Source organism: Sorangium sp. So ce302, from assembly GCF_051530145.1.
Classification (GTDB): Bacteria; Myxococcota_A; Polyangia; order Polyangiales; family Polyangiaceae; genus Sorangium; species Sorangium cellulosum_B.
This window is the reverse complement of record NZ_CP150326.1, coordinates 10,338,608-10,356,977: the sequence shown is the minus strand read 5'-3', so window position 1 is coordinate 10,356,977 and position 18,370 is coordinate 10,338,608. Positions and strand designations below refer to the sequence as shown.

17 protein-coding genes are annotated in these 18,370 nt (G+C 73.1%); 8 read left to right on the top strand and 9 right to left on the bottom strand.

From position 1 onward, the window contains the following. The first annotated feature begins 32 nt into the window (after window positions 1-32). Window positions 33-677, top strand: coding sequence for a DUF4215 domain-containing protein (locus tag WME73_RS39205; RefSeq protein ID WP_437912933.1), 645 nt, complete (start codon window positions 33-35; stop codon window positions 675-677). Window positions 678-722: 45 nt separating this feature from the next. Here the strand turns inward: WME73_RS39205 and WME73_RS39200 are convergent, their stop codons facing one another. The 4 genes from WME73_RS39200 to WME73_RS39185 all read right to left on the bottom strand — a co-directional run bounded on the left by WME73_RS39200 (window position 723) and on the right by WME73_RS39185 (window position 5,668). After that, entirely contained in the window at window positions 723-1,658 is a 936-nt protein-coding gene (locus WME73_RS39200) for a hypothetical protein (protein WP_437912932.1), read from the bottom strand. A 119-nt stretch (window positions 1,659-1,777) separates the two neighbouring features. Beyond that, window positions 1,778-2,278: a hypothetical protein gene (locus WME73_RS39195; protein ID WP_437912931.1), complete on the bottom strand. Its 501-nt coding sequence runs from the start codon at window positions 2,276-2,278 to the stop codon at window positions 1,778-1,780. Between the two features lie 10 nt (window positions 2,279-2,288). Next, window positions 2,289-3,041 (bottom strand): hypothetical protein, encoded by a 753-nt coding sequence (locus WME73_RS39190; protein ID WP_437912930.1) that lies wholly within the window; start codon window positions 3,039-3,041, stop codon window positions 2,289-2,291. Continuing rightward, the gene (locus tag WME73_RS39185; RefSeq protein WP_437912929.1) at window positions 3,038-5,668 is read right to left on the bottom strand and encodes a TonB family protein; all 2,631 of its coding nucleotides are present in this window, start codon (window positions 5,666-5,668) and stop codon (window positions 3,038-3,040) included. The genes WME73_RS39190 and WME73_RS39185 overlap by 4 nt, the downstream gene beginning before the upstream one ends. 206 nt (window positions 5,669-5,874) lie before the next feature. Here WME73_RS39185 and WME73_RS39180 point away from each other — a divergent pair, with 206 nt between their 5' ends. The 6 genes from WME73_RS39180 to WME73_RS39155 all read left to right on the top strand — a co-directional run bounded on the left by WME73_RS39180 (window position 5,875) and on the right by WME73_RS39155 (window position 10,937). Next, window positions 5,875-6,291 carry a hypothetical protein gene (locus tag WME73_RS39180; RefSeq protein WP_437741385.1) on the top strand — a complete coding sequence of 139 codons (417 nt, stop codon included), beginning with the start codon at window positions 5,875-5,877 and terminating at the stop codon, window positions 6,289-6,291. 93 nt (window positions 6,292-6,384) lie between these two features. Continuing rightward, complete coding sequence (locus tag WME73_RS39175; protein ID WP_437764501.1) at window positions 6,385-7,194, top strand: ParA family protein; 810 nt, start codon at window positions 6,385-6,387, stop codon at window positions 7,192-7,194. Then, complete coding sequence (locus tag WME73_RS39170; protein WP_437912928.1) at window positions 7,169-8,002, top strand: hypothetical protein; 834 nt, start codon at window positions 7,169-7,171, stop codon at window positions 8,000-8,002. Before WME73_RS39175 ends, WME73_RS39170 begins: the two co-directional genes overlap by 26 nt. Then, window positions 7,999-8,916 carry a hypothetical protein gene (locus WME73_RS39165; RefSeq protein ID WP_437912927.1) on the top strand — a complete coding sequence of 306 codons (918 nt, stop codon included), beginning with the start codon at window positions 7,999-8,001 and terminating at the stop codon, window positions 8,914-8,916. Before WME73_RS39170 ends, WME73_RS39165 begins: the two co-directional genes overlap by 4 nt. Beyond that, window positions 8,913-10,220, top strand: coding sequence for a hypothetical protein (locus tag WME73_RS39160; protein WP_437741381.1), 1,308 nt, complete (start codon window positions 8,913-8,915; stop codon window positions 10,218-10,220). The genes WME73_RS39165 and WME73_RS39160 overlap by 4 nt, the downstream gene beginning before the upstream one ends. A 111-nt stretch (window positions 10,221-10,331) precedes the next feature. Then, on the top strand, window positions 10,332-10,937 hold the full coding sequence (locus WME73_RS39155; RefSeq protein WP_437912926.1) for an HAD family hydrolase: 606 nt from the start codon (window positions 10,332-10,334) through the stop codon (window positions 10,935-10,937). A 57-nt stretch (window positions 10,938-10,994) separates the two neighbouring features. Here WME73_RS39155 and WME73_RS39150 read toward each other — a convergent pair whose 3' ends face one another. From WME73_RS39150 to WME73_RS39135, 4 genes are all read right to left on the bottom strand, one after another. Further along, window positions 10,995-12,392 (bottom strand): MFS transporter, encoded by a 1,398-nt coding sequence (locus WME73_RS39150; RefSeq protein WP_437741379.1) that lies wholly within the window; start codon window positions 12,390-12,392, stop codon window positions 10,995-10,997. A 209-nt stretch (window positions 12,393-12,601) separates the two neighbouring features. After that, window positions 12,602-14,407, bottom strand: coding sequence for a fatty acyl-AMP ligase (locus WME73_RS39145; RefSeq protein WP_437741378.1), 1,806 nt, complete (start codon window positions 14,405-14,407; stop codon window positions 12,602-12,604). Beyond that, window positions 14,404-14,670, bottom strand: a complete 267-nt coding sequence (locus WME73_RS39140; protein WP_012239660.1) for an acyl carrier protein — start codon at window positions 14,668-14,670, stop codon at window positions 14,404-14,406. The genes WME73_RS39145 and WME73_RS39140 overlap by 4 nt, the downstream gene beginning before the upstream one ends. Window positions 14,671-14,774: 104 nt before the next feature. Next, entirely contained in the window at window positions 14,775-15,773 is a 999-nt protein-coding gene (locus tag WME73_RS39135; protein WP_437741377.1) for a helical backbone metal receptor, read from the bottom strand. Window positions 15,774-15,954: 181 nt separating this feature from the next. Between WME73_RS39135 and WME73_RS39130 the strand changes: the two genes are divergently transcribed. Further along, a complete protein-coding gene (locus WME73_RS39130) occupies window positions 15,955-17,421 on the top strand; it encodes a serine/threonine-protein kinase (RefSeq protein WP_437912925.1) in 1,467 nt (488 codons plus the stop codon). A gap of 64 nt (window positions 17,422-17,485) precedes the next feature. On the opposite strand, the gene WME73_RS39125 is transcribed toward WME73_RS39130, so the two are convergent. Then, window positions 17,486-18,085, bottom strand: a complete 600-nt coding sequence (locus WME73_RS39125) for a DUF2231 domain-containing protein (protein WP_437741375.1) — start codon at window positions 18,083-18,085, stop codon at window positions 17,486-17,488. Window positions 18,086-18,370: the final 285 nt, after the last annotated feature.

Sequence of the window (18,370 nt, the reverse complement as noted above, 5' to 3'; positions counted from 1 at the left end):
CACATCCCGGCTTCGCTTCGAGAGGGAGAGTCATGCGTCATCATCTTCTTTCGCGCTGTCCGCTGCTCGCCGTCGCAGGGCTGTTCTTGATGCAGGCCGCGTGCGAGGTGCGCTTCATCGAAGGGGTCGACTCGCCGGAGGAGAGCTCGAGCACGGGGGCGTGTGTCGAATGTTGCTCCTCCTCGACGGACTGCGCGGCCGGAGGCGGCGCCGTGGGTGGGTCGAGCGCCGTGGGCGGGTCGAGCGCCGTGGGCGGGTCGAGCGCCGTGGGCGGGTCGAGCGCCGTGGGCGGGGCGAGCGCCGGTGCGGTGTGCGGAGACGGCGTGGTGGACCCGGAATGGGAGCAATGCGACGACGGCAACACGGCTGACGGAGATGCATGCTCGAGCGACTGTCAGCTCCGCGCAGCCGGGGGCGCGGGCGGGGCGAGCGCCGGCGCGGTGTGCGGAGATGGCGTGGTGGACCCGGAATGGGAGCAATGCGACGACGGCAACACGGCGGATGGAGACGCGTGCTCGAGCGACTGTCAGCTCCGCGCAGCAGGGGGCGCGGGCGGGGCGAGCGCCGGCGCGGTGTGCGGAGACGGCGTGGTGGAGCCGCCGCGGGAGCAGTGCGACGACGGCAACACGGCTGACGGCGACGGGTGTACGACTGCCTGTCAGCTCGGCCCGGCATAGCGCCGTGAGGATCGTGGGGCGGCGCGCCCCGCCGCCTTCACCCGATCACGGCAGCACCGCGCGCCTCGGGCACTCGCCGTCGCCCTGGAAGTCGCCGAGCGTGCGCGCCTGCGCGACCACGTAGTCGTACGCCGTCTCGATCGGGCCGCCGGACGCGCCGGCGAGGTTGTACTCATCGCCGAACACGTCGGCGGCGTTCACCTGCTTGAGCTCGTCGATCGTCGTCTCACCGTCGCCGTCGAGATCGCTGTCCGCGATGTACTGCGCGTAGCGCTTGGTCAGCTCCACGCCCGCGGTGATGTTGTCGAAGAACCAGTGATCGCCGTGGATGGTCGGCTTCACCGCGACCGTGCCGCTGGTCGGCACGCTGAACCCGTTGAGCCCGTCCTCGGTCGCGCAATCGTCGAACGACGTCCCGGCCGAGAGGCCCCAGCTGAAGCGCACCCGAGCCGCGGGGACGCACGCGTCGCCGGGCGGCGGGCACGACTCGCCGTCCTCCTTCTCGATGGATCCCTCGAAGAACAGCGAATAACCGCCCTCGACCATGAGGTCGACGTCGGCCGCCGTGGTGGGCGGAAGCGTCTTCACCCCCGCCTTCGCGTTCGGGAGATCGAACCCGAAGCGGTCCCAGCGCACCGCGCTCACGTCCTGGAACTCCGCGATCACGTACCTCGTCGCCGGGGCGTTCTTGAGGTCGAGCACGAACACCGAGTCATCGCCGAGCGTCTCCTCGGCATCCGAGCGCGCCGCGCGCACGTTGCCGATCGTCACGAGGAACCTCTCGTACGTGACCTTCCAGCCGTCCGCGATGTTCTCCTCCCCCGTGCCCGGCTCGAGGCCCTCGGGGATGGTGTCCTCCGGCTCCACGAAGATCTGCACGGCGCCGGTCTCGGACGTCGCTCCGCCGTCATCGCTGCACCCGGCGACGAGCGCGAGCGCGCACGCCGTCACCACGAACCCTGTCTCGTTCAGTCTTTGCATGATCAAGCTCCTGAGTCGTCTCGAAATCCCGACGAGCGCGCACGAGCGCGCCCGGCGAGCGCAGGCCCGCGCTCCTCGCGCGCCCAGCGCCCGCATCACCCTCTGGCCTCGTGAGATGCTCAGGCCGTCGGCGGGGAGCTCTTCGGCGCCAGGATCAGCAAGGGGATGGGCCGGACCTCGGGCGAGGGCCGGATCGAGGCGAGGCGGACGACCTCGAGCAGCGTGGCCTCCGCCACGCGGTGCACGGGCGCGCCGAGCTGGCCGCGCAGCGCGAACGCGTCGCAGTGCTCGTCGCCCTCGTGGCGCGGCGCGAGCGCGTCGCACAGGTCGTCACCCCCGCCGGGCCGCGCTCCGGGCGCGCCGGGCTGGTCGCCGGGAGGACGGCGCTCGGCGTGCGCCGTCGCCGCCGCGACAGCGACCGTCGCCGCGTGGACGAGCTCGCCGTGCTCGCAGCGGGCGTGCTGGACGAGCAGCGCGTGCGTCAGGCTGCACAGCTGCGCCGCGAGCGCGAGCGCCACGAGCCAGCGCGCTCGCCACCGGCAGGCGGGGCTCCGGCCAGGCCGCCGCCGGCCAGGCCGCCGCCGCGCTGCGGCCGTCGCGCGGGCCGGACGGGGGCTCACCGAGGCCGCCTCATGGCGACGTCGACCAGAGGAACTGCGGCCGGTGCACCGCGATCATGTCGTAGCGCAGCCGCTGGTGCGCGGGCGACCCCGGCGCGATGGCGACGCTGGTCGCGCCTCCCTCGGCCAGGGCGTCGAAGTCGACGCTCGCGAGCCACTCGTCCACGACGTCGAAGCGGACCACCAGGCGGACCGGCGCCGCGCCGACCCTCGCGGCGACCGCGAGGCTCGGGACCGCGAGCAGCCCCTGGCGCTGCGGCACGGCGTCGACGTCCGCCTCGAAGTCGAGCGCCTCCGCGCCCCGCGTCGCGCGCCCCCGCAGGTGGACGGAGCTGACGCCGGGAGCCTCCGGCGCCGGCGCGGGCGACGACTCGGTCGAGAACCAGTGGATGCCGTAGTTGAACGACACGCTCCGGATCTCGCCCTCGAAGCCGTGGACCAGGCCGAGCGGCTGCGGCGCGGGGTCGAGCAGGTTCACGCGCGTGATCGTGGTCAGCTCGGCGATCGCGGTCTCGCAGAGCGTCGACGCGCCGGATTCCGCGGCGCAGAAGTAGGCCGGGCCGAAGGCGACCGTCGCCTCGTCGAGCGCGATCGTCCACGCGCCCGCGGCGATCTCCCCGGGGACGTCGGCCTCGGCGTGCGCGGCGTACGTGACCTCGGGCTGGCCGGTGCCGGCGCAGGCGGATGCGGACAGCGCGGGCGACCCGAGGAGGACGGCGGCGAGGAGGCGGCGCGCGGCCGGGGCGAGGTTCGGGGCGTTCATAGCGAGAGCGTCACGTTCGCGAGGAGAGAGCGCGGCGGCCCGGCGCTGATGTGCCGGGCCGGCAGCTCCGAGGGGATCGACGGCTGCGACGCGCCCGCGGCGCCCGGCCAGGTCGACTTGAACGAGTACTCGGCGTCGGCGTACTCGGCGTCGAGCAGGTTCTGCGCCTCGACCCCGACCTCGATCCAGGGGCCGCCCTGCGCGGCGTCTCGGCCGACGCGCAGGCTCCGCCGGAGCGAGAGGGACGCGTCCACCACGAAGACCGGCGCGGCGGTCTGTGCGTACGGCAGCGGGCGCGGGGAGAGGAACGTCGCGCCGTAGCCGAGCCGCCCCTCGACGGGCGCGCCGGCGATCGTGAAGACCGGCCGCTTCAGCGCGAGGTCGGCGCGCACCACGACGGGCGGCACGAACGGGAGCTGCTGCCCCTTCACGTACGGCGGCGACGGGTTCTCGGGCGTCGGCGGGGGCGGCTCGTCCAGCGTGGCGTGGACGAACGTCGCGCTCACGCCCGCCGTGAGCGTGGGGCTCGGCGCGGCCTGCAGGTAGGCGACGAGCCCGCGGCGGGTCGTCCTGCCGATGCGCACGAGCGCGCCCTCCGCCGCGTCGAACGCGAGGTCGTAGGAGAGGCGCGTCTCGTAGGCGGCCGCGGTCACGCTGAGGCCACCGCCGGGGCGCAGCGTGGCGCCGGCCTCGTAGCTCTTCACGGTCGCGAACGGCGCGTTGTCCCCGTCCTCGAGCAGCCGCGCCTGCGGCGAGCGGTAGCCGTGCCCGTACGAGGCGGAGACGCGCAGCGAGGGCAGCGGATCGAGCTCCAGCGTCACCCGCGGGCCGGCGGCCAGGCCCGCCGCCGTGCGACGGAACCCCTCGATGTGCGTCTCCTTCTGCGCCGCCGGGATGAAGTTGCCGATGCGGTCGTCCACATCGAAGACGAGCAGGTCGGCGCGCAGGCCCCCGCGGAGGCGCGCGTAGCGCGACAGCTCGAGCAGCGCGTCGGCGTGGGCGCCGACCCCGGTCACCTGGATCGACGCGTCGACGCGCTGATCCCACGTCTCGTTCTGCGGCGGCTGGAGGAGGTTCTGCGCCTGGTCGATGCCGCTCGTCTGCACCTCGGCGCCGACGGCGACCTGTCCGGTGAGCCAGGGCGCGAGCGGGATCCTCGGCGTGCGGTAGGCGAAGCCGCCGCCGAGCGCGGCGTCCTGGTTCGCCTGCTCGATGAGGTCGCCCCTGCCGACCCACTCGGGCCGCCGGCGCGAGCGCTGCGTGTAGCCGGTGAAGTTCATCCGGCTCCGGTACCCGGACGTCGCCGCCCAGAGCCAGGCGCTCTTCTGAGAGCCGTCGTCGTCCGATCGCTCGACGCTCAGCGCGAGCTGTAGCCGCGTCGACGCGGCCGACTGCGCGCGCGCCGCGAGATCCGGGTAGGCGTCGTGGAAGTCGACGCGCCCCGCCTCGACGTCGTCGCGCCGGAGCACGCCCGCGAGGTTCGCGCGGCCGCCGTGGGCCGCCACGTGCAGCAGCGCCGAGTACTCGTCCGGCAGCGGCACGCGGTACTGGCCGACGGCGCCCCCGGAGATCGCCCCGCGCGCGCCGTCGCCGAAGCCGTCGGTCGCGCGCACCACGGCGGCCCCGAACGTGTCCTCCGACTGCGCCTCGGGCGCCCAGACCGCGAGCAGCCGTCGCGTGCCGAACGAGCCGAGCGTGCCCTTGAGCTGGAGCCCGCGCTCCTCGACGCCGAGGTCGAAGTACGCGCTGCCCGCGACCGCGAAGTCGCCCTGCTGCGGGTCGTAGACGCCCTCGACGACGCGGAGCGACCGCACCACCTCCGGGATGATCACGCCGAGGTCCGCGTAGCCCTGGCCGTGCACGTGCGAGCGCTGGTTCAGCGGGATCGGCCCGACACGGAGCTCGACGTCCTGGCCGTGCTCCGCGTCGAAGCCGCGGAGGAAGATGCGCTGCGCGACCGCCTCGCCCTCGGGGTGCGCGACGTGGACGCCGGGCGCCGTGCGGAGCAGATCCGCGGCGGTGGCGTGCGGCGCGGCGGAGAGCGCCGCGCGGCCGATCCGGAAGTCGCTCGCGGCGCGGCGCGGCGGGTTCGGCCGGCCCTGCACGTGGATCTCGATCGGCTTGCCGGGCTCGGCGACGGCGTGCGGGCCGGCGACGCCCCCGGCAAACTCCACCGGCTTCGGCGCCGCCGGCCGGGGCGGCGGGGGCGCCGCCGGGCGATCCGCCGCCTCCGGCGCCTCTGCCTGCGCCGGCGCGGGCTGCTCCTCGTGGGGGCCCGGCGCGAAGTGGAACGGCACCCGGATCCGCGCCCGCAGCGGGGCGCCGCCGCGCATGGCCGGCGAGAAACGCCACCGCCGCACGGCCTTCATGGCCGCGTCATCGAACGCCGCGCCCCCGGACTCGGCCACGACCGCGTCGCTGACCGTGCCGTCCTTCTCGACCGTGACGAACAGCGTGACCGTCGTGTCGATGCCCTCCGCGAGCCGCTCGGGCGGGTACTCTGGATCCACGTGCTCGAGGATCTGCGGCGCCACGGGCGCTTCGGGCCGCGCCTCAGGCTGCCCGAGCGCCAGAGGCGCGGCGAGGGCGGCTGCGGAGAGGCAACAGAAGAAGGACAGCCAGCGCATGAGCAACCGAGCTCAACGCGACTACCACGCCGCACAGCGGCGCCGCAAGCGCCGCACCGCCGCGCAGCGCGCGCAGACGACGGTGACGGAAGCGCGCGACGTCCGCGCGCCTCCTCGGCTCCTCGGCTCCTCGGCTTCTCGGCGACACGTCACGCCGGTGCAGCGGCGGTCTCGCCGCGGGGCGCGGGGCCGTGTATCGTCTCGTCATGCCGAATGAGACGCTCGTCCAGGCGGTCAAGACCATCGTCGCCCTCGCGCGCGGGGGCGACCTCGACGGGGCCTACGGGGGATACCGCGACCTCTTCCAGAAGCCGGAGTTCCTCAAGCAGCGCCCCGAGGATCAGCGCCAGGTGCTGCGGCTCATGATCCTCGCCAAGGGCGTCCCGTCGACGCCGACCGACGCGATGATCGATGCCCACCGCGCGGCGGTCCCCGCGCTGACCGAGCTCGTGTCGATCCACGGCGATCCCGGCGACCACGAGCTCCTCGGGCTCTGCCACGTCGTGCTCGGCAACGTGGAGAGCGCCGACAAGATCTTCCGCGCCGGCCTCAAGATCGAGCGCGAGCGCAACCCCCAGAGCGATCTGTGCGGCACGCTGATGAAGCGGATCTCGCTGCTCTAGTTCGCGCTCGTCAGGGACGGGACTAGTTCTCAGCCGCACCCGTCCTGGTAGGATGGCCCCCGGGCGCCGTGACAGCGCGCCGTCAGGGAGTCCATGCACGTCATCGCGGTCGCGAGCCAGAAGGGCGGCGTCGGAAAGACCACGATTTCCCTCAACCTCGGGCTTGCCCTCGGGCGCGCGGGCAACCGCGCGTTGATCCTGGAGCTCGACGCGCAGGGGAGCCTCGGGCTGTCGCTGGGCCTCGCGGATCGCGCGCGGCCGGGCGTCGCGGAGCTGCTCACGGGCGCCGAGCGGCTCGAGTCGGTGCTGCTCCGGACGCGCGAGCCGCAGCTCCAGGTGCTCACCGTCGGCCGGGTCGATCCCACGACCGTCGCTGGCTTCGAGGACGCGCTCGCCCGCGGGCCCGTGCTCCCGAGCGTGCTCGCGCGGCTCTCGCCGGACTTCGACATCGTGGTCGTCGATTGCCCCGCGGGGCTCGGCAAGGTCACGACGCGGGCGCTCGAGGTGGCGACGCACGCGCTCCTGCCGCTCCAGGCCGAGCCGCTCGCGCTCCGATCGGTCGGCCAGCTGCTCGCGGTGATCGATCGCGTCCGCGCCGAGAAGAACCCGCACCTGTCGCTGCTCGGCATGGTGCTGTCGATGTTCGACCGGCAGGCGTCTGCGTCGCTCGACGTCGCCGAGACGCTCTGGACGAAGTTCCCCGACGGGATCATCCTCGACACGGTCATCCCGCGCGACGAGGCGTTCCTCGAGGCGTCTCTCCGCGGGGCGCCGCTCCTGCTCATGCAGAAGCGCCCTCCGCCGCTCGCGCGCGTCTTCGATCAGCTGGCGAACGACGTGCTGGTTCGCCTGGACCCCACCTCGCCGGACGATGACGATGGCCCGATCTCGCTCCTCCTTTGATGTCGACGGCGCCGTCGTCACCGCGGCGGCGCTGGTCAAGCGGTCGAGGTCGCGGAGGCCGCGGGCGGCGTCGGTCGCGCCCGCGGCCGAGCCGCTCGTGTCGTTCGAGTCCCGGCCGCCGTCCTCGCGGGCGGAGCCGGAGCCGACGTCCTCGTCGCCGCTCTCGCCGTCGTTCGAGGAGCTCGCGCCCTCGAGCGACCTCCTGCCCCTGTCGGGCGCGGGCGTGGGCGGCGAGCTCGGGCTCCGGGGCGCGCTGCCCTCGTCGGCCGACGACGTCGACTCGCGGCGCGGCTCGCCGCTCGACCTGCGGCCTCTGGGCTCACCGCCCCCGTTCGCGGCGGCGCGCGAGCCCCTCGAGGAGCGGCTCGACGGCGCCATCGAGGCGCTCTCGGCGGGCCGCGCGCCGCGCTTCCCGGACCTCGCCGCGGCGGGCGGGCCGGTCGCCCGCTGCGAGCGGGTGATCGAGTGGATCGCCGAGGCGACGGGCGCGACGGACGTGTTCCTCGCGGACGCGGCCGGGCTCCCGTTCGCCGGCGCGATCCGCGACACGGAGGCGAGGCTCGCCGCCTCGGGCCTCATCGCGTCGGCGATCGGCTCGCTCGTCGCGGCGCTGCCCGGCGCCCCGTCGCAGCGCTTCGACCTCTGCGTCGGCGACGGGCCGTTCTTCCAGCTCATCGGGTTCCAGGTGCGCTCCGCCGCGTACATCGTCGGCCTGATGCGCCCGGGCCCGCTCACGCCGCGCGAGGCGCACGCCGTCCGGATCGCGTGCCGGCACGCGATCGACGCCGCGGTCGGGGTCGTCGGGTGAGCGCGGAGCACGGCGAGCCCTCGTTCGGTCGTGGCGTCGCGGCCGGCGCGGGCGCGCTGGACGACGACGACCCGCTCGCGCCGATCGCGCTCGACGGCATCGGCTACGGCGTCGGCGGCCTCGACGCCATCGTCGTGTTCCACCTCGGCGACGCGCGCGTCCACGCCGTGTTCGTCCGCGAGGGCGCGGCCCTCTCTCCGAGCGACGTGGCCGCGGGGCTGCGCGACGCGTACCTCGGGAGCCAGCTCGCCGCGCAGCGGCTCGTCCCGGAGCGGGAGGGCTCGATCCGCCCCGCCCGCAGCCGCGGCGCGCGGTCGTCGAGCAAGCCGCCGCGCTCGCAGGGCCGCTCGGAGGAGCTCCCGGACCCCGTGGTCACGCTCGAGCTGAGCGGCCGGACCGTCCTCCTGCGCCGCGTCCGCGCGTGCGTCGTCGCGAGCCTGTTCGACGGCACGATGCCGCTCGGCATGGCGCGGCTCGTGGCGCAGCGGCTCGCCGCGACGCTCGCGCCCGAGCTGCCGCTCGAGGAGCCGCCCGAGGAGATGCTGAGCGACCCGTCGGGGCTCTTCGAGGAGCCGCTCAGCGCGGACACGGTGGACGATCTCGTGCGGGGCGTCGCGCGATCGGCGCCGCCGAGGGGCTCGTCCAGCATCCCGTCGCGCCGGACGGGCGGGACGCCGCCGCCCGTCGATCCGCCGTCGGCCGAGGTCACGCGGATCCAGCGGCTGCTCGCGCTGCTCGAGGCGCGCGCGCCCGAGCCTCACGTGGCGCGGCTCCGGCTCGCCCTGCGCGCCGGGCTGACGCCGCTCGCGCTCGAGCACCCCGACGGGCTCGGCGCGGAGGCGATGGTGCTCGTCGAGACGGCGGTCGCGGACATCCTCGGCCTGGAGCGCGCCGCGCTGCGGAGGCTGCTGTGACGGCGCTCCGGCACGGCCTGCGGGGCCGCATCGAGGGCCCGCTCGGCGATCTGGTCGGCCCGATCGTCCCGCACGGGCTGCTCCACGTGGCGGATCAGCTGGTGATCACGCACTCCCACCACTTCGCGCTCTTCCTGGAGCAGACGATCTTCGACGCGCTCGGCGGCGAGAGCCGCGGGGTGCGCCGGCAGGCGGCGTTCGAGGCGGCGCACGCGCTGCTCGGGCCGCTGTACGAGGACCGCCACGGGGCGTCGCCGCGGGAGAAGCTCGAGCTCGCGGGCGAGCTGTTCGCCGCGATGGGGCAGGGGCGTCTGCGGTTCGAGGTGAGCGCGGAGGGCGGCGCGGTGCACGCGGACTCGCTCTTCCACGGGACGAGCTTCCTCGCGAAGTACGGCGGTCGGATCCAGAACCGGCTGGCGGTGGACGCGTTCGCCTCCGGCTACTGCGCGGCCGCGGCGAGCCTCGCGTTCCCGTCCGACTGGGGGCGGCTCGACGCCGACGAGGTGACGTGCGTCGCGCGGGGCGACGCGACCTGCACCTTCCTGCTGACGCGGCGGTCGGAGCGGCCGCGCTTCGGCGAGGCGCTGACGCGCAAGCAGATCGAGTCGGCGCGGGTGCGCTGGGAGCCCGAGGGCGGGCCGCTCTCGCGGGCGCAGCGCGTCGAGGGCGCGATGCTCGAGGAGCTCGGGGCGCTGCGGTCCGACGAGCGCGGGCTCATCTCGGCGTACGGGGTGAACCTGGCGCTCTTGCCGGTGGGGTACATCGATCAGAAGACGTTCGACACGGTGCACCTCATCGAGCGGCGGTCTCCCGAGCTGGTCCCGGGGTTCGAGGCGCTCGTGCGGGAGGCGGCGCAGACGGGCGCGTTCCACCTGCTCGGGGGGATGCTCTCGTCCTCGTCGTTCGAGGCGGCGTGCGGTCCGGTGGGCAGGGATCAGCACGAGCGCCTGGAGCAGCTGCTCGGGCTCGCCCGCGCGCTCGGCTGGGGGGCGCTCTCCGCGCCGGAGTTCCAGCCGGGCCGGGCGCTCGTGCTGCGGGCGCCGATCACGCACGAGAGCGCGTATTACGCCATGAAGCACGGGCCCACGGCGCGGGGGCGGCTCCTGTTTCAACAGGGGACGGCGCTCGCGATCATGCAGCTCCTGCACCGCGTCGATTTCGGGACGGTGCGGCCGATCGACGCCGAGACCTATGGCGGGCTGTTCAAGATGGGGACGCGGTTTCGCGTGCAAGAGACGAAGTCGCCGCTCAGGGGCGATGGCGCGTGCGAGGTGCGCGTGGAGGCGGTCGAGGACAGGTGGTGACGATCTCGTTCGCCCGCGAGCAAAACGAAGCCTGAGGTTTTGAACGGCGAGCTCTCCGGGAGGGCCGGCGCACCAGCGGGAGGCCTGCCGATATGCTACTAGGTGCGGCCTATGCCAGGCCTTGTATTCCCCTCAGGCTCGTTTGTCGCTTATCTCTTTGATTGCGACGGGACGATCGCGGACTCCATGCCGGTCCATTACCAGGCGTGGCTCGAGGCGCTCGCCCCGCATGGGTGCGAGTTCTCCGGCGAAGATTTCTACGGCTGGGCGGGGATGCCGACCGACCGGATCGTCGAGCTCCTGAACGGGAAGTACGGGCTGCGGATGCCGGTGGCCGAGGTCTTCGCGGCGAAGGAAGCGGCGTACCACCGCCTGATACCGACGGTGCGAGGCGTGCCTGAGGTCGTCGCCGCGCTGCGCGACGCTCCTCCGCGCGTGAAGCGCGCCGTCGTCTCGGGGAGCCCACGGGCGTCGGTGGAACGGACGCTGGAGTTCCTGGGCCTCCGCGGGTACATCGACGCGGTCGTCGCGGCGGAGGATTACGCGCGGCCCAAGCCGGCGCCCGACCCGTTCCTCGAGGCGGCGAAGCGCCTGGGCGTCGAGCCCGCGCGGTGCCTGGTCTTCGAGGACGCCGCGCTGGGGATCCAGTCCGCGCAGGCGGCGGGCATGCCGTGGGTGTTCGTCGATCCCCGGGCGCTCGCCGCCGAGCGTGGGTGAGTGGGGCGGAGAGGGCCGGCGGGGGATACCTCGCCTGGCTCGCGTGGAGGCCGCGCGTCAGTGGGCCGCCGCGCGCCGCTCGGGCCGCGCGTTCCACACCCGCGTCGCCAGCGCGAAGCCGACGAGCGCGACCGGGAGCATGGCCGCGGGCCATGGCATCCAGTTCCCCGGGTCCTTCGCCGCGTCGCCCGAGGGCAGGATGCTCCCGTAAAGGAACGATTGCGCCGCGGTGCCCAGGTAGACGAAGCCGTCGATGATGCCAGTCGCGACGCCGGCGTTCTTCCTCCCGCCGAAATCCATGCTCGCGGTCCCGGACAGCATGCCGTGGACGCCGATCACGCAGAGGGACATGAACACGACGGTCCACCCGGCGATGGGGAAGCTCAGCGTGAAGAGGACGATGACCGCGCCGAGCACGAGGCCTGCATACAGCACCGAGGCCACCGGGCCCCGGCGCGAATCGAAGACATGATCGGAGATGAAGCCGGCGAACACGCCGCCCAGGATGCCGGCGATGCAGAGGAGCACGCCCCAGTGCGCCGACACGAAGCCCTTGAGCCCGGTCTTGTCGGCGAAGACGAGGTACCACTTCATGACGGCGTTGCGGAGGAAGCCGCTGCAGAACTCGATGGCGACGATGATCCAGATGACCCGCTGCGAGAACATGCGCCGTGCGACCGCGATTGCCCCCAGGCGCCCGCCGGTGTCGCCCGAGGACGCGTCAGCTGTGTCGAAGTCCTGGAACCCCGCCTGGCCCGGCGTGTCGCGGATGAGGAAGACGTCGAGCACCAGAAAGCCGAGCAGCAGCAGGGCGGGGACGTGGAACACCCACGGCATCGGCAGGTGCCTGGCGATGAATCGACTCCAGTCGTAGGCGAAGTAGAGCCCGAGCGAGATCAGGATACCAAAGACGCCGCCGAGCATCCCGCGCTCGCGGACGTGGAACCAGGGCGCGTTGACCTTGACGATGGATACGGCGCCGAAGCTCTGGAAGTACATGTTGGCGGAGAAGAGCACCGTCATCGCGGTGATGGCGGCGCTGTGGTCGAGCCGCCCTTCCTGGGCGAGGCGGACGGCCACGCCCATCAGGACGTTCATGAGCGCGGATCCGCCCGCGGCGATCAGGATGGTAACGCGCCCGCCCCACCGGTCGGTGAGCGGCCCGTTCAGCAGGAAGGCGACCCCGTAAACGGCCGAGCCCCAGCCGTCGATGTTCCCGAACTCGCGCTTGCTGACGAGGTGCAGCGCGTCGAGCTCCGGCGCGTTGGCGGAGAGGTTGTACCGCCCCATGTAGAGGAAGGCGTACGTCAGCCCGAGCGGAAACCAGTTGAAGAACCGCCGGCGCCGGAACTCCTCCGAGTGCCCGAGATCGATCTTCGGAAGCCGCCGCATGACGACCGCGATGGCCGTGAGCAGGAGCAGGATCGGCAGCAGCTGATGGAGCCACACGGGCATGGACGCCCTTCGACGATAACGGCCCCCCGCACGAGCGGCCATGCCTTCGCGCTTCCCCCGCGCGCCCGCTCGCTCGAACTCCGTCCGTGAGGTCGAAGCGCGTGCAGTGACGTGTTGCTGTCCTGAGAGCTACCCGCGAGAGCCGCGGTCAGCTGCCGTGAGGCAGCCCCGGAGATCTCCAGGGGGCCCCTTCCGAGGCCCCTCCAGGATCACCCCCCGCGCCCGCGGAAGATCGCGTGGCGGAAGAAGTTGATCTGGCTCTTGGCGAACTCCTTCGCCGCGTCCAGCCGGTCCCCTTCGCGCGACGAGCTGCGGATCAGCAGCTCCCCGTTCTCGTAGAGCTCCCGCGTCTTGCTCCGCTGGAGCTTCCCGCTCGAGGTCTTCGGCAGGATGCCCGCCCCGACCGCCACCACGTCATCGACGGTGAGCCCCATGGCCTGCTGGACGACGCGGCGCACCTCGCCCTTCAGCGCCTGCTTCTCCTGCTCGTCCGACGCCGGGGTCTCGAAGACGATGACCACGCGCTCGCGGTCGTTGTGCGGCTTCATCGTCCCGAACGCGATCACGTTGCCCTTGCGGACCCCGGAGACGCGGCTCGCCTCCCACTCGAGATCCTGCGGGTAGTAGTTGCGCCCGTTGACGATGATGACCTCCTTCGAGCGCCCGCAGATATAGACCTTGCCCTCCGCGAGGTACCCGAGATCGCCGGTCCGCAGCCAGCCGCCCGCGAACGCCTCCTTCGTGAGATCCGGATCGTTGAAATAGCCGGGCATCACGCTCGGGCCCCGCAGCCGGAGCTCCCCGACCTCGCGATCGCCGAGCGGGCGCGCGCTCTCCGCGTCGTCCGACGCGAAGACCGCGATCTCGTGCCCCTCGAACGCCGACCCGCACTGCACGAGCGACGACGCGCCCTCGCCGTCGGCCGGGACGGGCGTCGCCTTGCCCTCCTTCCAGAGCGTCTCGCCGTCCACCGCGTCGGTCTGCAGCCCGGCCCCGAGCGCGCTGAACGACACCGCCAGCGTGCTCTCGGCCATCCCGTACGAGCAGACGAACGCCTTCTCGTCGAACCCGACCGGCGCGAACTTCTCGGCGAACGCGCGCAGGTTGTCGGCCCGGATCGGCTCGGCGCCGCACCCGGCGACCCGCCACGTCGAGAGATCCAGCCCCGCCATCTCCTGCTCTCGGATCCGCTTCACGCAGAGCGCATAGGCGAAGTTCGGGCCGAACGACACGTTGCCCCGGTGGCGCGTGATCGTCTCCAGCCAGCGCACCGGGCGCTTCAGGAACAGGAGCGGCGGCAGGAACGTGATCGTGTTGACGTAGTAGAGCGGCGCGATCACGAAGCCGATGAGCCCCATGTCGTGGTAGAGCGGCAGCCACGACACGCCCGTGTCGACCGACTCGCGCACCGCCAGGCCGAGATCCACGATCGCCCGCACGTTGGACGCCAGGTTCGCGTGCGTGAGCACCACGCCCTTCGGGCGCGACGTCGAGCCGCTCGTGAACTGGAGGAAGCACACGTCGTCGAGCTCGACCTTGACCGGCTTGAGCTCCTCGCGGGCGCCCCGGAGGCCCTCCACCGCCACGATCTGCTCGAGCGCCGGCGCCTGCGCCTGGATCGTGCCGAGCATCCGCTTGATCTCGGCGCTCGTGAGCAGCACCTTGGCGCCGCTCTTCGCGACGATGTGCAGCGTGTTCTCGAGGTAGCCGGTCAGCTTGCCGAGGCCGGTCGGCGGGTAGATGGGCACCGGGATGACGCCCGCGCGGATCGCGCCCAGGAAGGCGAAGATGAAATCGGCGTTGTCCGGCAGGATCAACGCGACGCGATCGCCCTTCTGGAGCCCGAGCGCCTGGAGCGCGCCGCCGAAGCGCGCGCTGGCCCGCTCGATGCCCCCGTGCGTGAAGAACGGCTCGTTCTCGCTGGACTCCTCGATGAATCGATAGCCCGTCTTCGTGCTTGCCGCTGCGTCCTCGATCGCCTGCGCGACCGTCCGCGGTTTCCAAACAGCCGTCATCCCGAGAGCCTTCCTTCGTTCTTGAGCCGGAGCTCGATGGCCTTGACGACGTCGGCGACCGTGTCGACCTCGCGCAACATGTCGTCGGGGATCGAGAGGTCGAACTTATCCTCCATATCCGCGACGATCTCCATCACTCCCAGCGAGTCGAGGCTGAGGTCGGCGACGAGGTGGCTCGACTCCTCGATCTTTACCTCGCCGGCCGTGTGTCCTTCCAGGAGCTGGATGATCTCTGCCCGCAACGTCTCCCGTGTCCACGTCATCCTACGTTCCTACCCCAACTGCGGCGTGGCGAGGAGGGGCTTGCTCGGCCGCAAGGCCGCGGGAATTCGGCGTCGCACCCCCTGACCCGACGCTCGCGCGTGCATCAGGGACGGGCGGCGTCGACGATCTCGCGCAGCCGACTGAGCCCCTCGAGCGCCCGCGCGCCGTACCACATGAGGTCCTTGCCGTCGCACCTGATCACGTGGCCACGGCGGGCAGCGGGGATGTCGAGGGAGCGAAATATTGCCGCGTCGGCGTCGGTGAAGGCGTGCGGCTCATCGGGCAGCAGGACGAGCTCCGGGGCGCGGGCGATCACCTCGTCGAGGGTCACGCGGGGGTAGCGGAGGTCGCGGCCCTGGACGCGCTCGGGGGGCAGCGGCGGCGCCTTGCCCAGGTCGGCCGCGAGCGGGTAGCGCCGGGGCCGATCCTCGAAGACGTTCTGCGCGCCCACGAGATCGAGCACGTCGGAGAGGAACGTGTCGCCGTGGACGGTCATCAGCGGGTCCATCCAGATCGGGACGAAGGCGCGGATCGGCGGGCGCTCGCGGCGCCGCGCCTCGGCCGCGGCGTGGGCGCGGTAGGCGGCCGCGACCAGCTCGCGCGCCGCGGCCGCCGGCGGCTGGCCCGGGGCGCCGTGCTCCACGTACGCCGAGGGCGCGGGCGCGCCGGGCCTCGCCGCGGCGTGCCCGAGCAGGCGCGCCAGCCGGGCGAGGTGCGCCACGCCGTCGGCGACCCGCTTCGGGAACGAGACGAGCACCCGGAGCCCCGCGGCGTCGAGGCGCTCGATGTCGCGCTTGCTGTTCTCCTCCTGGTTCGCGACGACGACGTCGGGGTCGAGCGCGGCGATGCGGTCGACGTCGGCGTCCTTCGTGCCGCCGACGAGCTCGATGCCCTCGACGTCCCCGGCGGGCGCGACGCAGTAGCGGGTGCGGCCGACGAGCCGATCCCGGGCGCCGAGCCGGAGGAGCGAGTAGGTGTCGCTCGGCACGAGCGAGACGATGCGCTGCGGAGGGGAGCGCCACTCGTGCTTGCGCCCCCGGTCGTCGACGATGCGGATGAACGACCCGGCAAAGGCCGGTCCCCAGCCTGCGCTGAACGCCATGCGCCGGATGTAGCCCGCCGCCGCGCGCGCTGCACGTGAACTGACGTGGACTGACGTGGACTGACGTGAACTGACGTGAACTGACGTGGACTGCGCCGCGCCTGAGCTGCGCGCCCCAGGGCCTGAACAGCGCCGCGTCCACTTAGTTGGCCCGCCCGGGCGAAGTCTGCGACGACGGCTCGTGCAGATCGATCGCCTCGATGTGCGTCGCGGAGGCACGCTCCCGTACCCGCCTTCCGGCCTGCCCGCTCTCCCCCTCGGCGCCGCGCGCGAGGACACTCCCCGCCGCCGCGCGGCGCCCCGCGGGGGGCGGCTGCTGCCGTGCCAGATCGGCCGCTACACGCTGTTCGATCACATCGGCCAGGGAGGGATGGCCGATCTCTACCTGGCCCGGGTGCGCACGGACCTCGGCGCCGCGCGCCTCGTCGCCATCAAGGAGGTCGCCCCGAGGTTCGCGCACGACCCGCGCTTCGTCGAGATGCTCGCGAGCGAGGCCAGGCTCGCGGCGGGGCTGCGCCACGCGTCCATCGTGCAGGTCGAGGACCTCTGCCGCGAGGACGGCTCGCTCTTCATCGCGATGGAGTACGTCGAGGGCCTCGACCTGCGCGAGCTGCTCCGCCGCTGCGCGCGCCAGAAGGTGAAGTTCCCGGTCGCGTTCTCGCTGCTGATCATCGCCGAGGCGCTCCAGGCGCTCGCGTACGCCCACCGGAAGGGCGTCGTGCACCGCGACGTCTCGCCGTCGAACGTGCTCCTGAGCTTCGAGGGCGAGATCAAGCTCTGCGACTTCGGCATCGCCCGCGCGCACGAGCGCTGCGGAGCCATGGACGAGGCGCTGCAGGGCAAGGCCGGCTACATGAGCCCCGAGCAGGCCCGGGGCGAGGCGCTCGACGCGCGATCCGACGTCTTCGCGGCGGGCATCCTGCTCTGGGAGCTGCTCGCCGGCCGGCGGATGTACAGCGCGAGCCCCGGCGCCGCGCTCTCCAAGGAAGCGGCGCGGGGCGATCTGCTCGAGCTCGCGCGGCGCGCGTCGATCCCGCCGCTCGTGGAGCGCGGGCTCCCCGACGAGGCGGCGCTCCACGCGATCGTGGCGCGGGCGCTCGCGGTCGCGCCCGACGAGCGCTACCCGAGCGCGGCGGCGATGCTCCAGGACATCGCCGCCTACGCGGCGGCGGCCGAGCTGACGGCGAGCCCGCTGCGCTTCGGGGCGTGGCTGCGCGACAACTTCGGTGCGGAGCTGGTCGCGCCCCGCCGGGCGCGCGAGCGCGCGGTGCGCGCGCTGGAGCTCGGTCCGCCTGCGGTGATCGAGCCGATCGCGGCCGTGGCCATCGCGCCGAGCGCGAGGGAGGCCATCGCGCCGAGCGCGAGGGAGGCCGTCACGCCGAGCGCGATGGACATCGGCGCGCAGGGCGCGATGGCGATGGCAGCGCCGCCGGTGATGGAGGCCGCCGCGCTGCCCGCGAGGGCGGCCGGCGCGCAGGGCGCAGAGCCCGCCGCGCTGGCCCTGGCCGAGCCGCCGCCCTGGGCCAGGGCGCAGCCTCCGCTCGCTCGACCGCAGCAGCGCCGGCTCGTGCCATGGCTCGTGCACTGCGCGCTGCTGTTCGCCCTCGCCGCGCTCGTCATCGCGGGCTGCTATCTCGCGGCGCGCTAGCGCCCGCTCGGTCGAGGAGAACGTCGTATCTCGCTCCCGTCCGGCGCGCCGGCGCCCGTCGCCGTCAGCCCGCGTCGGCGATCGGCGCTTCGGGCACGGGCACCTGCATCTCCGGCCTCCGCTCGCACGCGTCGTTGCCGATGCCGACGCCGTAGCGGTAGATGAGCTCTCCGCCGAGCCAGCCGCTTGCCCCCGCGAGGCCGAAGCCCGCGGTCGACAGCGCGATCCCGAGCGGCCGCAGCCCGATCGCCCGGGAGGCGAGCGAGGCGCCGTACAGGCCGGCGATCGCGAGGTTCACGGCGCCGTGGACGAAGCCGATCCGCTTCGCGGGGCCGAGGGTGGTGCTCCAGTCGGCGAGCCCGGCGAAGGTGGCCACGAGCGCCCCGCCGAGGCCGATGGCCGCGGTCGCGTCCGCTCCCCGATGGAGACGACGCCGCCTGCGGCCGATGCCGGCGAGATCGAGCACCAGCGCGCAGGACCACGCACCGATGGGGATGGTCACCAGCACCGGGTGCAAGGGGTGCCCGAGGAACTTGCCATGCAGCACCTTGGCGACCGTGGGCGCTCGCCTCAGGACGGATTGGATGCCGCGCTGAAGCGGGTCGGCCATCCGGTCGATCCAGTCCTGCTCCTCGATTCCCCCCAAGACTGCGCTTCCGATCATGTTCCCCCCTTCCGAGGCGCGCTGCGCGGATTTCCAGCGCATGGCGCCCGCCCCGCCGACCGTCCAGTGGTGAACCCCTGACCGGATCCCGAGCAATCGGCGGACCCCGCGGGAGCGGGTCCGGCGTTCCCACCCCCTCCCGCGGCGCGTGCCTCTGTGATGCTCGAGCAGGCCGCTCAGTTCGCTTCTGCAATGGTGCTCTGCCGAAATTTCAGGTTCGAAATCAGCGAGCGCCCCATCTGAAGTGAAATACGTTCGAATCGCGAATCCCGCGGATGGCATGGA

Coding starts and splice junctions, on each gene's coding strand:
- WME73_RS39205 (WP_437912933.1), top strand. CDS start 33: ATGCGTCATCATCTTCTTTCGCGCTGTCCGCTGCTCGCCGTCGCAGGG.
- WME73_RS39200 (WP_437912932.1), bottom strand. CDS start 1,658: ATGCAAAGACTGAACGAGACAGGGTTCGTGGTGACGGCGTGCGCGCTC.
- WME73_RS39190 (WP_437912930.1), bottom strand. CDS start 3,041: ATGAACGCCCCGAACCTCGCCCCGGCCGCGCGCCGCCTCCTCGCCGCC.
- WME73_RS39185 (WP_437912929.1), bottom strand. CDS start 5,668: ATGCGCTGGCTGTCCTTCTTCTGTTGCCTCTCCGCAGCCGCCCTCGCC.
- WME73_RS39180 (WP_437741385.1), top strand. CDS start 5,875: ATGCCGAATGAGACGCTCGTCCAGGCGGTCAAGACCATCGTCGCCCTC.
- WME73_RS39175 (WP_437764501.1), top strand. CDS start 6,385: ATGCACGTCATCGCGGTCGCGAGCCAGAAGGGCGGCGTCGGAAAGACC.
- WME73_RS39170 (WP_437912928.1), top strand. CDS start 7,169: ATGGCCCGATCTCGCTCCTCCTTTGATGTCGACGGCGCCGTCGTCACC.
- WME73_RS39155 (WP_437912926.1), top strand. CDS start 10,332: ATGCCAGGCCTTGTATTCCCCTCAGGCTCGTTTGTCGCTTATCTCTTT.
- WME73_RS39150 (WP_437741379.1), bottom strand. CDS start 12,392: ATGCCCGTGTGGCTCCATCAGCTGCTGCCGATCCTGCTCCTGCTCACG.
- WME73_RS39145 (WP_437741378.1), bottom strand. CDS start 14,407: ATGACGGCTGTTTGGAAACCGCGGACGGTCGCGCAGGCGATCGAGGAC.
- WME73_RS39140 (WP_012239660.1), bottom strand. CDS start 14,670: ATGACGTGGACACGGGAGACGTTGCGGGCAGAGATCATCCAGCTCCTG.
- WME73_RS39135 (WP_437741377.1), bottom strand. CDS start 15,773: ATGGCGTTCAGCGCAGGCTGGGGACCGGCCTTTGCCGGGTCGTTCATC.
- WME73_RS39125 (WP_437741375.1), bottom strand. CDS start 18,085: ATGATCGGAAGCGCAGTCTTGGGGGGAATCGAGGAGCAGGACTGGATC.